Raw genomic sequence first — 14,399 nt, 5'->3', positions numbered from 1 at the left:
AATTAAATAAATAAACCCGATGTCAATATTAGAAATGAAAGTCCCGTCTCCGGGAGAATCGATTACCGAAGTTGAAATCGCATCTTGGCTGGTAAAGGACGGCGATTTTGTTGAAAAAGATCAGCCTATTGCAGAGGTAGATTCAGATAAAGCTACGCTGGAGCTGCCGGCGGAACAAAGTGGAATCATTACCCTGAAAGCGGAAGAAGGAGATGTGGTGCAGGTTGGGCAGGTCGTTTGCCTGATTGATATGTCTGCTGATAAACCAGAAGAATCTTCGGCACCAAAAACCGAGAACGCGGAAGCACCGAAAGCCGAAGAAAAAGTAGTGGAAAAACCAGCTATCATCCAAGAGCAAAAAGCAGAGAAACCTGCCTCTTATGCTACTGGTACACCTTCGCCTGCAGCAAAGAAAATCCTTGATGAAAAAGGGGTTGATGCCGCACAGGTTTCAGGTTCGGGAAGAGACGGCCGAATTACCAAGCAGGATGCAGAAACCGCAGCTGTTCCGGCAATGGGTTCCGCATCTTCCACAGGAGGCTCCAGAGCCATATCTAAGACTAAACTTTCAATGCTGAGACGGAAACTGGCAGCAAGACTTGTCTCTGTTAAGAATGAGACAGCGATGCTTACGACTTTCAATGAAGTGGACATGTCTGAAATCTTCAGGATAAGAAAGCAATATAAAGATGAATTCGCGCAGAAGCATGGCGTGGGACTTGGCTTTATGTCATTCTTCACCAAAGCGGTGACCAGAGCGTTACAGATGTACCCGGATGTAAATGCTTCCATCGATGGAGACTTCAAAAACAATTACGAATTCTGTGATATCTCAATCGCGGTTTCTGGTCCGAAAGGACTGATGGTGCCAATCCTCAGAAATGCGGAAAACATGACTTTCAGAGGGGTAGAGGCCAATATTAAATCGCTTGCTGACAAGGTACGCGAAGGCAATATCAGTGTAGATGAAATGACTGGTGGGACCTTTACCATTACCAACGGTGGGGTATTTGGCTCAATGCTTTCTACGCCAATCATCAATCCGCCACAATCTGCGATTCTAGGGATGCACAATATCATTCAGCGTCCGGTAGCGGTTGATGGGCAAGTGGTGATTCGTCCGATGATGTATGTGGCATTATCCTATGACCACCGTATCATTGACGGCCGTGAGTCTGTAGGCTTCCTGGTAGCTGTAAAAGAAGCGATCGACAACCCAGTGGAAATCCTAATGGGTGGTGATGAGCGTAAGGCACTTGAGCTGTAAGCAAATTACTGATTTATAAAAATTATGAAATCCTGCCCGAAAAGGCGGGATTTTTGTATTCAGCAAACCAAACAAGCTGATATGTTCTCTATAATTACCTTCGACATTAAAGTTTCTGTTTACCCGGAATATGACGCCAAAAACAGTTTCCCATCAGAGAACCGTTTTGTGTTCCGCTACCATATCACCATCGAAAACCTTAGCGATCACCCTGTACTACTGCTGAAACGAAAATGGTTAATCTATGATGTGGGTTTCGGATATACTGTAGTAGAAGGTGATGGCGTGATTGGCCTGACGCCCGAAATTGCGCCCGGTGAGAGTTTCAAATATTTCTCTAACGTCGTATTGCGCTCGGGGGTTGGCAGTATGAGTGGTTATTATTACTGTACTCATCAGCAGACAAAAGCGTCTTTAGAGATAGAGATCCCGAAATTTAATCTTGTGGCCGAGATTCTAAGTAATTAGACAGTTTACAAACACTAAATCCATCGGTGTGTTAGTTTTTCTTCATGCTAAAGAACTTTCATGTTTTTCTTCATAACGTCATGCACTTCATCATTACGGGTAACCATTAAGTTCTGGAAGGCAAGTAGTGATAGTTTAGCACAAACTTCCGCATCATCTCCTGCTCGGTGATGGTTAAAATGGATGGCATGCTGCTCTGCCAATGGTTTTAAGCCGTATTTAGAAAGATTTTTCCAGGATTTTTTAGCGATCGAAATGCTGCAGAGATAGTTTAGTCTTGGTTTAAAGAAACCATAGTAATCCAAACAGCTGCGCAATACACCGGCATCGAAAGAGGCATTATGCGCAATCATCAGATTACCGTACATCAGGTCTTGCGCTTCGTGCCAGATTTCATCAAACGTAGGAGCAACGGCCACATCTTCGGGGGTGATACCGTGTACGGCCACATTGCGGGGATTAAAATAAGGAAAACTCGGCGGCTTGATGAGCCAGGTTTTGGTCTGAACGATTTCGCCATTCTCTACCACGCAAATCCCCATTTCGCAGGCAGAATGCCGCTCGTGGGTTGCGGTCTCAAAATCTATGGCACAGAAGTCTAACATAAATGAAGTTTGATGCTTTCCCCTAAACGATGATTTCAGGGTTTTTTCGGGTGATTAAAATTTTGTCGACGCGTTGCCCGTCTTTATCGATGATTTCAAGTTCAAGGTCTTCTATGGTAACTTTCTGCCCGATCTCTGCCACGGTGTGATGGTCTCTGAGGAAGAAGCCCACAATGGTGGTGTAATTATCTTTATTATCAAACTCGTAACTAAGGTCAAAGTATTTCAAAAATTCTACGATAGGTACTTGCCCATCCGCAAGCCAAGAGTTCTCATCGCGTACGGTGATCCGATAATCAAACTCATCGTCATTCATCATATCGCCCACAAGCGCGTCCAACACATCATCCATGGTTATCATGCCTACGGTATTTCCGTATTCATCAATCACGATTCCGTAATGGTTTTTTTCTTTCTTAAAGAGTTCCAGTACTTTATAGGCGAAATAATTTTCGTTCACATACACCGGTTGCCGAAGATATTTATTCAGATTGAAATCCTGCGTATCCTCCAACGGGAAAAGGTCTTTCAGTAGCACAATACCCAGGATCTCATCAAGATTGTTATGGCTTGTGACAGGGTTAGGCAGCATGCTTTTCGTCTTTTATTTTTTCTAAAATCACCTCCAGACTGTCGTGGATGTTGAAAAAAGTGATGGATGTACGGTGTGTGAGCAGGGTATTCACTTTTCGGTCGCCAAGCTCAAAAACGCGCTCAACAATATTATGTTCTATCTCATCAATTTGCCCGAACTGCGCGCTTTCTTTCACGATGGATTTAATTTCCTCTTCGGTCACTGTGCTGTCAGTTGAATTATGGATTCCTAACAGTTTCAATACTAAATTGTTCGAAGTGGTAAGAAGCCAGACGAACGGTGAGGTAATTTTACTCAGGATGTCCATAGGCTTAGAAACCATGGTAATGATGCGTTCAGGATAGGTCATCGCAATACGTTTCGGTAGCAGTTCGCCCAATAGTATGGAGAGGAAAGTAATGAAAATCACCAGACCTGTGGTCGCCAATGGTTTGGAATACGCCGCTATTGAAGGGAACTGACTTAAAAAAAGCTGGAAATCATTGGTAAGATTCTCCCCGGAATACACCCCGAGCAAGATACCGATAAGCGTAATGCCAATCTGTACCGTAGATAGAAATTTCGTGGGGTTTTCAGAAAGTTCTATCGCTTTTTTTGCGCCGCTGCTTCCTTTTTTTCTTGCGTTTTCAAGTTTAAACCGGCGGGAAGAAACCAAGGACATTTCAGACATTGAGAAAATGCCATTTAACAGTACCAGCAACACTATTATGAGTAATTCCATAGAAAATTTATAGTAAACAAATATAATTTAAATACGCTTAATCGCCATGTATAAAACATCAAAGAAAATGTTTGAATATCAGCCATTTGGTTTGGTAATAATTCTTTTCCTGCTTCTTCTGCCGGCGTTTCAAGGTGCCCGGTATATGCTGGTAGAAGGAAAAATGCGCTTTAAGCACTGCTAAAAAGTGTGGGAATCCCAATTTAAATCCAAAATAAAAAGCGCTGGCCGCATCCAGGATCAACCTAAAGAAGATAACATATAGCAGTTGCGGGAAAGGCAGGTTTTTTAGCAGCATTGAAAAATTATTCCGTATGTTTAGGAAGGTTTTTCTGGCACTTTGTTTTTGAAGGGTGCCGCCGCCCACATGATATACCGTTGATTTGCCGGTGTAATAAATTTTCCAGCCTGTATTTTTCAAGCGCCAACAAAGGTCGATTTCTTCTTGATGGGCAAAAAAACGTTCATCAAAACCATTCTGCGCCCAAAAAGCCTCAGAGCGGATAAAAAAGCAACAGCCCGAAGCCCAAAAGATCTCGGTTTCATCATCATATTGGCCATAATCTTTTTCAATCTGTTCGAAAATTCTGCCACGGCAATAGGGATAACCCAAATTATCAATAAGTCCACCACCAGCACCCGCAAATTCAAAATAATCACGGCGGTTATAATCACGGATTTTAGGCTGAACTGCTGCGATTTCATGATTTTTAAACAATTCAAGAACAGGTTGTAGCCAGTTTTCAGTAACTTCAACGTCAGAGTTCAGCAGGCAGTAAATATCTGCTTCCACATGTTGCAGCCCTTCATTATAACCACCTGCAAAACCTGCGTTTGTAGGGTTGCGAATAATCTTCACATCCGGAAAATTCCGTGTAAGGAAGTCTATAGAATCATCGGTAGAGTCATTATCAATCACATAGATTTTTGCCTCACCGGAATACTGGACTACCGAGGGCAGAAACTGCTCCAACCAATGTCTTCCGTTCCAGTTCAGGATGGCTATTGCTGTTTTCACGTTGTTTTAGGGATTAGTTTCTGTATCAATGACTTTTATGGCATGCTGATACTTCCAGCGGCGATGCGACCAAAGATAATTGTCGGGCCTTTTATTGATCGTGTTTTCGAGTAACTTATGGAATTTCTTCACGACTTCAAACTCTTCAAATCTCTCCCCGTCCGGGTAAATGCGCTGATAATTAATTTGATAGAAACCACGCTTTACTTTCTTCATCTCACAATATACGAAAGCCAAATCCATACGGGTGGAAAGTTTATCATAACCAATGAAGACGGGGGTTTTTTGATTAAGGAAATCCAGCCCGAAAGATACTTCAGAGACATGTGGCGTTTGGTCGGCCACGAACATATAAACCGAGTCTCCGTCGTTTTCATTCCGGAAAATATGCCTAACGACTTCTTTGGCTTCGATGGCTTGATTACCGAACCGGTTACGTATCTTCAAGACATGGGACTCCCAGAATTTGCTCTGGACCTTGCGATAGACAGGGAAACTTTTCTCCTGCGGTAGGATAGTGGCGAGTGCGCTGAACCATTCCCAGTTAAAAACGTGGCCGGCAAGCAGAATGACGTTTTTGTTTTCTGCTTTTGCCTGATGAAAGATATCCTGATTAAGGTGTTGTACACGTACACGGAGTTCGGTGGAAGAAATGGTGAAGGATTTTACCATTTCAACAATATAATCGCCAAAGTTGCGATAAAAATGACGGCGGATCTTCCGTAGTTCTTCCGGTTTTTTCTCTGGAAATGAGTTTTGCAGGTTCGCTGTCACCACTTTTTTACGGTAACCTACCACATAATAAATGATGACAAATATGAAATCTGAAAAAAGATAATGAACCCAAAGCGGAAGCCTGGAAATTAACAGGATAATTTTAAATAAAAAATTCATAAACGCGCAAATTTAGCAATTATTAACGTGATGATTGTTGCTTATTTTCGTTATTTTGCACGGCAAATCATTATACAAACGCATGAATACTAAAATGAAAATACTTGCGCTCTCGGTTTTATTGATCGCAGGACTGGCTGGCGCACAAACCACGACTACCACCGAAACGGAAGCTGTAGCTGAGGCTAAAAAAAAGGCCGCTGAAGAAAGGGCAAAACTACCAAAGCCTTATAACCCGACCGAAGATGCTGCCCAGAAGATCGAAGAGTTGGTAAAAAAGGCCAAGGCAGAAAATAAGAACATCATTTTACAGGCCGGCGGAAACTGGTGTATCTGGTGTTTGCGTTTCAATCAGTTTGTAGAAACCACACCGGAGCTGAAACAGATCGTAGATGAAAATTACCTGTACTATCACCTGAATTTTTCGCCAGAAAACAAGAATGAAAAAGTTTTCGCAAAATATGACAACCCAGGAGCAAAATTCGGTTATCCTGTATTTGTTGTTTTGGACAAAGACGGCAAAATGATCCATACCCAAGATTCTGCCGTGCTGGAAGAAGGCAAGGGCTACAGTATTGAGAAAGTAAAGGATTTCCTGCTGAAATGGACCGTTAAATCATAAAATTAAAAATCCCGCTTGCGGGATTTTTTTTTACATCAATTTCTTTATCCAAGATAGTTTTTTCTCCGTGTATGGTGGGTATTTGAGGTCGGGTTCTCCCCAAGTGGCACGGTCAAGTATGGCTTTTTTATGTGAAAAGGCTTCGAAGCCAAATTTACCGTGGTAATTGCCAATCCCGGATTTTCCTACACCACCGAATGGCAGATAATCATTGCTCAGATGCATGATGACATCATTTATACACCCGCCACCGAAAGATATCTTATTCACAAACTGTTCCTTATCATCTTTATCAGTACTGAAAAGATAGGCAGCCAAAGGTTTATCTCGCATTGAAATCTGATGAAGCGCCTCGCTGAAGCCCGAGAATGTAAGGACAGGCAACACCGGTCCGAAGATTTCTTCCTGCATCACCGCGTCGTCCCATGTCACATCCTGCAAGATCGTAGGGCTGATGTATCTTTTTTCTGCATCGTAAGTACCACCAAAAAACACTTTTTCCTGTTCGATGAGATTTACGATCCTTTGGAAATTTCTTTCATTGATTATCTTGGTATAGTGTTCAGATTCAGGCAGATAATTGAATTTGATAATTTGCGATTTCAACGCATCCAGAAAGCTGTCCTTAATTTTTTCATCGACCAAAAGATAATCCGGCGCCACGCAGGTTTGCCCACCATTCAAGAATTTACCCCACACGATCCTCTTAGCCGCCAACTCATAGTCACAACTCGCTGTTACAATACACGGGCTTTTACCGCCAAGTTCCAGCGTTACGGGCGTGAGATGCTTTGCAGCGGCCTCATATACGGTTTGCCCCACTTTCGTACTTCCGGTGAAGAAGATTTTATCAAATTTCAATTTCAGGATCTCGGTGATTTCGGGTATTCCACCTTCGACAACAAATAGATATTCGGGAGGGAAGTTTTCATTAATGATCTTTGCCATGGCTTTCATCGTATTTTCTGCCACCTCACTGGGTTTCACGATGCAGGTGTTACCGGCGGCCATAGCGGCAACCATAGGCGAAAGCGAAAGTTGATAAGGATAGTTCCACGCACCGATAATCAGTGTGTTTCCCAATGGTTCATGGTAGATTTTACTGTTACCGAACTGGTTGGCGAGATTGGTTTTAACTTTTTGTGGTTTTGCGAAAGCGTTTAGATTTTTAAGATAATAACTGATGTCTCTGAGGATGAAAGAGATCTCCGTCGTGTACGTATCAAACCGTGATTTGCCAAAATCCGCGTAGATTGCGTCATATAAAAAAGCTTCGTTGGCCAGTATCACATCCCGCAGTTTTTCAAGAGATCTTTTCCTGAATTTTAGATTTTTGGTTTTCTGCGTATTGAAAAAAGTCTGCTGCTGACGGTGAAGTTCTTCGAAGTTCATATTCTTTTCTAATGTTTTCATCAAAAAGTAATCCATTAAAAATAACGGAACGACGGATTACCAAAGGGTTTACTAAATTTTTACCCTCAATACTTTAATTTCCAAGGAATAAAATAATAATTTATCTAAATTTGTGCATCTAATAAGTAAAAAGAAAAAATGAATTCCTACAAAAACCCATTGGAAGAACGTTATTCCAGTGAGGAGATGCTTTTAATTTCTCCCACAATAATAAGTTCCGAACCTGGCGCAAACTCTGGATCGCACTGGCAGAAATACAGAAAGACCTGGGCCTGGATATTACGGAAAGCCAAATACAGGAGCTGAAAGACAACGCTGAGAACATTGATTATGAGAAGGCCGCAGCCTACGAGAAAAAGTTTCGGCACGATGTGATGGCGCATGTGCACACCTACGGCGACGCCGCACCTTCAGCAAAAGGCATTATTCATCTGGGCGCCACTTCCGCATTTGTAGGAGATAATACCGACCTTATCCAAATCCGTGACGGACTGTTGATCTTAAAGAAAAAACTTATCAACGTCATCAAGAATCTTTCAGATTTTGCCATTCAGTATAACGAGTTGCCTACGTTGGGTTTCACCCATTTTCAGCCTGCGCAACTTACCACGGTTGGCAAACGTGCCACACTATGGTTGCAGTCCTTAATTTTAGATTTTGAAGAACTCGAGTTTTTCCTTGATACACTTAGATTCCGTGGTGTTAAAGGAACTACCGGTACGGCTGCAAGCTTCCTTGAGCTTTTTGACGGCGATTACAGTAAGGTAAAACATCTGGATAAGGAACTTTCGGCCAGATTTGGTTTTGAAAAGGTTTTCGGCGTTTCCGGGCAGACTTATGACCGTAAAATTGATGCGAAAGTAGTCTCCCTGCTATCCAACATCGCACAGTCTGCACATAAATTTACCAATGACCTTCGGCTTTTACAGAACTTAAAGGAAATCGAAGAGCCGTTCGAAAAAAATCAGATTGGTTCCTCCGCAATGGCATACAAACGCAACCCAATGCGTTCCGAAAGAATTGGCGCGCTGGCAAAATATGTGATGTCATTATCGGGCAGCTCCGCGATGGTGGCGGCTACACAGTGGTTTGAGCGTACTTTAGACGATTCGGCTAATAAAAGATTGACGATCCCGCAGGCCTTCTTGGCGGTAGATGCCATTTTATTGATCTGGAATAACATCATGAACGGTATTGTAGTGTACGAAAACCGCATCAATAAGCATATTATGGAAGAACTGCCGTTCATGGCGACCGAATACATCATCATGGAAGAAGTAAAAGCAGGTGGTGACCGACAGGAGATCCATGAAATTATCCGGGTACATGCCATGGAAGCTTCAAAGAAAGTGAAAATGGAAGGGCAGGAAAATGATCTCATCGAACGCATCATGAATGATGAAAACCTGAAGATGGACAAATCTAAAATAATGGAGGTGCTGGATCCCAAAAATTTCATCGGGTTCGCGCCTGTACAAACAATAGAGTTCATCAAAAACGAAGTTCAGCCGATTCTGGATAAGCATACCGCACTCATCGGGCTTGAAGCCGACCTTAAAGTATAAATTTGTGCAGCTTTTTTGGCTGCATTTTTAATTAACAAAAAGTTTCTGCCAAAGACTTTATCTGTCTGATAACAGCAACTGCCCACATCTAAAATGTAAAGATGAACAAAAGAATTTTCGTAGAAAAAAAAGGAATTTTCGATGTAGAAAGTCCTAAAGTTTTTAATGAAATAAAAAACATCCTCCCGGATATTCAGAACGTTAAAATATACAATGTGTATGATATTTTCGGGTTGGATGAGGCCGATTTTTCAAAGGTAGTCAACAGCACTTTCGTAGATCCGGTAACCGATGTGCTGCATACAGAGAATCCTGCACAGGAACTTTATTTTGCTACCGAGTTTTTGCCGGGCCAGTATGACCAGCGCGCCGATTCGGCCGAACAGTGTATCGCTTTACTTACTGGGAACAGCCATGTTCAGGTGCGAAGTGGCAAACTTATCGAGATCTTTGGCGTTGCTGAAAGTGATTTAATAAAAATCAAAGCCTTATTCATCAATAAAGTTGAAAGTCAGGAAAAAGACCTGTCCATATTGGCAATTCCTGTTGAAAGACAGCCATCACCGGTTAAGATACATGAAAATTTCATTGACTTTGATTCTCAGCAGCTTGAAGCATTCTTTAATGATCATGGTTTTGCTTTAGGTCTCGATGATTTGGCGCATATTCAAACTTATTTTAAATCAGAAAAACGAAATCCAACGGAGACTGAACTGAAAGTTCTAGACACGTATTGGAGTGACCATTGCCGACATACGACTTTTGAAACCGCTTTAACGGATATTAAGTTTGAAGGTCCCTACAAGCAGGTTTTGGAAGATATTTTTGCCGATTATCAGCAGAAAAGAAAAATCTTGGGACGCGGGCACAAAGCAGTTTCGCTAATGGATCTCGGTACGATTGCTGCAAAATACTTGTACAGCACCGGAAAACTCGACAATCTGGTTACTTCAGATGAAATCAATGCGTGCACGGTAGAAATTGAAGCTGAATATGATGGTAAGAAAGAGCCGTGGTATCTACTTTTCAAAAATGAAACACACAATCACCCAACCGAAATCGAACCTTTTGGTGGGGCTTCGACTTGTCTGGGGGGCGCGATTCGGGATCCTTTATCTGGAAGAGCTTATGTGTATCAAGCAATGCGTTTAACCGGCGCTGGCGATGTTTTAGAACCTGTTTCTGCCACTTTACCGGGCAAACTTCCGCAACGCACGATTACCAAGCAGGCCGCGAATGGGTATTCTTCTTACGGAAATCAAATCGGGTTGGCTACCACGATGGTAAGCGAAATTTATCATGAAGGTTACAAAGCCAAACGCATGGAAGTAGGTTTTGTGGTGGGCGCTGTACCGAAAGATTGGGTAAAACGTGAAAAACCTACAGTAGGGGACATCGTAATCGTCTTGGGTGGCGCAACCGGCAGGGACGGTGTTGGCGGTGCGACCGGAAGCTCCAAAGAGCAAGATGAGACCTCTATTCATACGCTATCAACCGAAGTACAGAAAGGAAACGCCGTAGAAGAACGTAAGATTCAGCGGCTTTTCAGGAATCCTGAGGTTACCCGGTTAATAAAAAAATCGAACGATTTTGGTGCTGGCGGTGTCTCTGTGGCCATCGGTGAAATTGCCGACAGTCTTGAAATAAATCTTGATGTGATGCCCTTGAAATATGAAGGGTTAAACGGTTCAGAACTCGCCATCTCCGAATCGCAGGAGCGTATGGCAGTGGTTATTTCTGCTTCGGATAAGGATAAATTCATTCACTTGTGTGAAAAAGAAAACATCCATGCCTTTGAGATTGCCAAAGTCACCGACAGCGGACGTATGCAGATCTTCTGGCAAGGTAATAGAATCGTAGACCTAAGTCGCGATTTTTTAGATACCAATGGTTGCGCAAAATCTCAGCAAGTTGAAATCTCGCATCTGAATACAATCGAACAGTTGCACATACCGTTTACTGAAGAGAATTTTTATTCGGCACTGGCCAACAAAAATGCAGCTTCACAAAAAGGACTTCACGAGATGTTCGATGCTTCAGTCGGCGGAACTACTGTAACAATGCCTTTCGGCGGCAAATATCAGGAAACATTGATGGAAGGCAGTGTGCATACTTTACCGGTTTTACATGCTGAAAATGTCGAGACCGTATCATTGGCAAGTTGGGGATTCGATGCTGCTCTATCAGCAGAAAACTCGATGATCGGCGCTGCCAATGCCGTGGTTGAAAGTGTAGCTAAGATTGTGGCGATGGGTGGTGATTATACAAACATCCGGTTAAGTTTTCAGGAGTATTTTGAAAAACTCGGGACTGACGGTAAAAACTGGGGCAAACCATTAGCTTCTTTGTTGGGTGCTTACGATGCCCAAATGAACCTTGAACTGGCGGCAATCGGTGGAAAAGATTCGATGAGCGGGACCTATCAGGATATTCATGTGCCGCCAACTTTAATTTCTTTTGCATGTGCGCATGGCAAAAAACAACATATCATTTCACCTGAATTTAAAAAAGCGGGTAATAGGATTTACTTTTTTAACCATCAGCCACAGGAAAGCGGACTTCCGAACTATGATGATTTAAAGGAAATCTTTAACCTAATTCATGCGCAGATACAATCCAAGAACATTGGCTCAGTAAAGACAGTAAAAGAAGGTGGGGTAGCGGTGGCCGTTTCGAAGATGTGTTTTGGTAATCAACTCGGAGCAAAAATATCGGTAAATGAAAAGGTATTACTTACCAATAATATCGGTAGTTTCATATTGGAAACAAATACTGTGATTAATCATCCGTTACTTCAAGAAATAGGCGAAGTACAAAAATTTGATAGACTGATTATCAATGGTTTTGAGTTCGATATAAAAAAATTACTTGAAATAAATAAAAATGTTTTTGAAGAATTATTCCCGACTAAAGAGGCAAGAAAAATCATCGTTGAAATTGATCCCAAATTAAATTCTACTCTTTCGCGATCCATCCTTATTAACAAACATGGTATTGCTAAACCTCGGGTGTTCGCGCCAATTTTTCCTGGTACAAACTGTGAATATGAAACACAAAACGCGTTCCTAAAAGAAGGTGCTGAGGTAAGTAGTTTACCATTCGTTAATCTTAATCACAACCTTTTGAATGAAAGCATCGATGCTTGGGTGAAAGAGATCGAACAGTCACAAATTTTGGTTTTTTCCGGTGGGTTTTCAGCGGGTGATGAACCAGACGGATCAGCGAAGTTCATCGTTAATGTGCTCAAGAATCAAAAGATGAAAGCAGCTGTTCACAGACTTCTGGAACGGGACGGAATGATTCTAGGAATTTGCAATGGTTTCCAGGCTCTCGTGAAATCTGGGCTTTTGCCTTATGGTGAAATTCGGGATCTTGACAAAAACGCCCCAACATTGGCCCACAATGCCATAGGAAGGCATATCTCCCAGATGGTTGATGTGAAAGTGGTGAATGAGGATTCTCCTTGGTTAAGAAACATGAAAGATCAGGTGTACACCATCCCCATCTCTCATGGTGAGGGCCGGTTTGTAGCGTCTGAAGAACTGTTGACTTCCCTTTATAAGAACGGGCAAATCGCCACACAATATGTTGATTTCAATGGCGACATCGCACACGGAATGCCAATGAATCCCAATAATTCATTGTTTGGGATAGAAGGTATTATTTCACCAAACGGTAAGATTTATGGCAGAATGGGACATCCGGAACGGTATTCTGAAGGGCTTTTTAAAAACATACCTGGGGTAAATTATCATAATATATTCAAAAATGGTGTTGAATATTTTAAATGATATTAGCTCTTTAGCTTATGTTGTGTATTTATAAGCTAATTTACTTATTAAATCTATTTATAAGTATTTTAACTAATAATTGGCGTTTATAAGTTAAGTTGCTTATATTTGTATTATGATTGCGATTATTACCGGTGACCTTATTAATTCACAGCAAACCGACCCTGAAAGCTGGCTACCCCGACTTAAAGATTTACTCGAAAGTTGGGTAGTTGGGCCGGAAAATTGGGAGATTTACCGAGGCGACGAGTTTCAGGTAAAATCTTCAGTGAATGATGTTTTCCAGAAAGCCCTCATGATAAAATCGTTGATAAAAACAGTTGAGAATCTCGATGTAAGGCTGGCTATCGGTATTGGGAATGAGGTTTTTTTATCTGAAAAAATCACCGAATCCAACGGATCTGCGTATGTGAATTCAGGTCGTTTGCTGAACGAGATCAAGCACGAAGGCCGTAGCCTTGCCATCTGTACCGATAACGAAAAGGTGAACCGCGACATCAATATCTTGTTCAAGTGGGCATCCATAGACTTCGACAGTTGGTCGGTAGCCACGGCACAAATCGTACACCGTATGCTTATTAATAAAGATCTTACCCAAGAACAATTGGCAAAAGATTTAAATATAACACAATCCTCAGTTAGCCAGCGGCTTAAACGCGCTAACTATGACCTTGTCTTGGAAACTGATGTTTTTTTCAGGAAAAAAATTGCAGAACTGTAAATGATTTTTGTCCCACTCATACTTGCACATTTACTAGGGGATTTTCTTCTACAGCCCAACTCATGGGTGGCTGATAAAGAGAAGAATAAGATAAACAGTCCTTACCTTTACCTTCATGTCGTGTTGCATGCTACTTTAGCGCTGGTGATGCTGTGGGATCTCAAACTTTGGTGGATTGCCGCGGTTATCGGTGTTACACATTTTTTCATTGATTGGGCAAAACTGCATTTCCAGACAAGAAAAACCAAGCGGGCATGGTTTTTTGTTGATCAGTTACTTCATTTAGCCGTCATTGCGGGACTTTCTTGGTTATACTTCCCGTATTGGCTGATTGATGATTTCCTGAACCCGACGAATCTTAGAATTATAACAGCATTGGTATTCCTGACCGTTCCGGCCTCTGTCATCATTAAAACCGTGATCTCTATCTGGACTCCTGTCGCAGAAGACCAAACTAAAATACAGACCGCTTCGTTAATTAATGCAGGTAAATATATTGGCATCCTCGAAAGATTGTTAGTTTTCACATTTATCCTCGTCAATCATTGGGAAGGTGTAGGCTTCATGATCGCGGCCAAATCGGTTTTTCGTTTCAGTGATCTTGCAGAAGCCAAACAGCGCAAACTTACCGAATATGTGTTGATAGGCACGCTTCTAAGCTTCGGAATAGCTATTATAGCCGCTATAATTATAAAAATCTAATAAAAATCTAATAAAAA

General features: G+C 41.9%; 12 protein-coding genes and 1 pseudogene. 7 read left to right on the top strand and 6 right to left on the bottom strand.

Annotated elements, in window-relative coordinates:
• The first annotated feature begins 19 nt into the window (after positions 1-19).
• Together odhB and apaG are read left to right on the top strand one after the other, a co-directional pair.
• Positions 20-1,267, top strand: coding sequence for a 2-oxoglutarate dehydrogenase complex dihydrolipoyllysine-residue succinyltransferase (odhB, locus tag CO230_RS07225; protein WP_122027983.1), 1,248 nt, complete (start codon positions 20-22; stop codon positions 1,265-1,267).
• An 81-nt stretch (positions 1,268-1,348) separates the two neighbouring features.
• Complete coding sequence (apaG, locus tag CO230_RS07220; protein WP_122027982.1) at positions 1,349-1,735, top strand: Co2+/Mg2+ efflux protein ApaG; 387 nt, start codon at positions 1,349-1,351, stop codon at positions 1,733-1,735.
• Positions 1,736-1,782: 47 nt separating this feature from the next.
• Here the strand turns inward: apaG and CO230_RS07215 are convergent, their stop codons facing one another.
• From CO230_RS07215 to CO230_RS07200, 5 genes are read right to left on the bottom strand one after another with little or no spacing between them, the layout of a single operon-like run.
• Positions 1,783-2,340, bottom strand: a complete 558-nt coding sequence (locus CO230_RS07215; RefSeq protein ID WP_122027981.1) for a 3'-5' exonuclease — start codon at positions 2,338-2,340, stop codon at positions 1,783-1,785.
• Between the two features lie 22 nt (positions 2,341-2,362).
• Positions 2,363-2,932, bottom strand: coding sequence for a transporter associated domain-containing protein (locus CO230_RS12410; RefSeq protein ID WP_228438065.1), 570 nt, complete (start codon positions 2,930-2,932; stop codon positions 2,363-2,365).
• Positions 2,922-3,656 (bottom strand): hemolysin family protein, encoded by a 735-nt coding sequence (locus CO230_RS12405; RefSeq protein ID WP_228438063.1) that lies wholly within the window; start codon positions 3,654-3,656, stop codon positions 2,922-2,924. Before CO230_RS12405 ends, CO230_RS12410 begins: the two co-directional genes overlap by 11 nt.
• Positions 3,657-3,714: 58 nt before the next feature.
• Entirely contained in the window at positions 3,715-4,674 is a 960-nt protein-coding gene (locus CO230_RS07205) for a glycosyltransferase family 2 protein (RefSeq protein WP_122027980.1), read from the bottom strand.
• A gap of 6 nt (positions 4,675-4,680) precedes the next feature.
• Complete coding sequence (locus tag CO230_RS07200; RefSeq protein ID WP_122027979.1) at positions 4,681-5,568, bottom strand: lysophospholipid acyltransferase family protein; 888 nt, start codon at positions 5,566-5,568, stop codon at positions 4,681-4,683.
• 94 nt (positions 5,569-5,662) lie between these two features.
• Here CO230_RS07200 and CO230_RS07195 point away from each other — a divergent pair, with 94 nt between their 5' ends.
• Positions 5,663-6,190: a thioredoxin family protein gene (locus tag CO230_RS07195; RefSeq protein WP_410492838.1), complete on the top strand. Its 528-nt coding sequence runs from the start codon at positions 5,663-5,665 to the stop codon at positions 6,188-6,190.
• Between the two features lie 30 nt (positions 6,191-6,220).
• On the opposite strand, the gene CO230_RS07190 is transcribed toward CO230_RS07195, so the two are convergent.
• On the bottom strand, positions 6,221-7,582 hold the full coding sequence (locus CO230_RS07190) for an aldehyde dehydrogenase (RefSeq protein ID WP_122028923.1): 1,362 nt from the start codon (positions 7,580-7,582) through the stop codon (positions 6,221-6,223).
• Positions 7,583-7,741: 159 nt separating this feature from the next.
• Here CO230_RS07190 and purB point away from each other — a divergent pair.
• From purB to CO230_RS07170, 4 genes and pseudogenes are all read left to right on the top strand, one after another.
• A pseudogene (gene purB / locus CO230_RS07185) lies at positions 7,742-9,168 on the top strand (adenylosuccinate lyase).
• A 101-nt stretch (positions 9,169-9,269) separates the two neighbouring features.
• Complete coding sequence (locus CO230_RS07180) at positions 9,270-12,959, top strand: phosphoribosylformylglycinamidine synthase (RefSeq protein WP_122027977.1); 3,690 nt, start codon at positions 9,270-9,272, stop codon at positions 12,957-12,959.
• A gap of 115 nt (positions 12,960-13,074) precedes the next feature.
• Positions 13,075-13,680, top strand: coding sequence for a SatD family protein (locus CO230_RS07175; protein ID WP_122027976.1), 606 nt, complete (start codon positions 13,075-13,077; stop codon positions 13,678-13,680).
• Entirely contained in the window at positions 13,681-14,382 is a 702-nt protein-coding gene (locus CO230_RS07170; RefSeq protein ID WP_122027975.1) for a DUF3307 domain-containing protein, read from the top strand.
• Positions 14,383-14,399 lie beyond the last annotated feature (17 nt).

This window comes from Chryseobacterium sp. 6424 (assembly GCF_003692615.1).
Classification (GTDB): Bacteria; Bacteroidota; Bacteroidia; order Flavobacteriales; family Weeksellaceae; genus Kaistella.
The sequence above is the reverse complement of the archived record's forward strand: the minus strand, read 5'-3'. Positions and strand labels throughout refer to the sequence as shown.

Excerpts from the sequence above, each read along its gene's own strand:
- odhB (WP_122027983.1), top strand. The coding sequence starts at position 20 with ATGTCAATATTAGAAATGAAAGTCCCGTCTCCGGGAGAATCGATTACC.
- apaG (WP_122027982.1), top strand. The coding sequence starts at position 1,349 with ATGTTCTCTATAATTACCTTCGACATTAAAGTTTCTGTTTACCCGGAA.
- CO230_RS07215 (WP_122027981.1), bottom strand. The coding sequence starts at position 2,340 with ATGTTAGACTTCTGTGCCATAGATTTTGAGACCGCAACCCACGAGCGG.
- CO230_RS12410 (WP_228438065.1), bottom strand. The coding sequence starts at position 2,932 with ATGCTGCCTAACCCTGTCACAAGCCATAACAATCTTGATGAGATCCTG.
- CO230_RS12405 (WP_228438063.1), bottom strand. The coding sequence starts at position 3,656 with ATGGAATTACTCATAATAGTGTTGCTGGTACTGTTAAATGGCATTTTC.
- CO230_RS07200 (WP_122027979.1), bottom strand. The coding sequence starts at position 5,568 with ATGAATTTTTTATTTAAAATTATCCTGTTAATTTCCAGGCTTCCGCTT.
- CO230_RS07195 (WP_410492838.1), top strand. The coding sequence starts at position 5,663 with ATGAAAATACTTGCGCTCTCGGTTTTATTGATCGCAGGACTGGCTGGC.
- CO230_RS07190 (WP_122028923.1), bottom strand. The coding sequence starts at position 7,582 with ATGAACTTCGAAGAACTTCACCGTCAGCAGCAGACTTTTTTCAATACG.
- CO230_RS07180 (WP_122027977.1), top strand. The coding sequence starts at position 9,270 with ATGAACAAAAGAATTTTCGTAGAAAAAAAAGGAATTTTCGATGTAGAA.
- CO230_RS07175 (WP_122027976.1), top strand. The coding sequence starts at position 13,075 with ATGATTGCGATTATTACCGGTGACCTTATTAATTCACAGCAAACCGAC.
- CO230_RS07170 (WP_122027975.1), top strand. The coding sequence starts at position 13,681 with ATGATTTTTGTCCCACTCATACTTGCACATTTACTAGGGGATTTTCTT.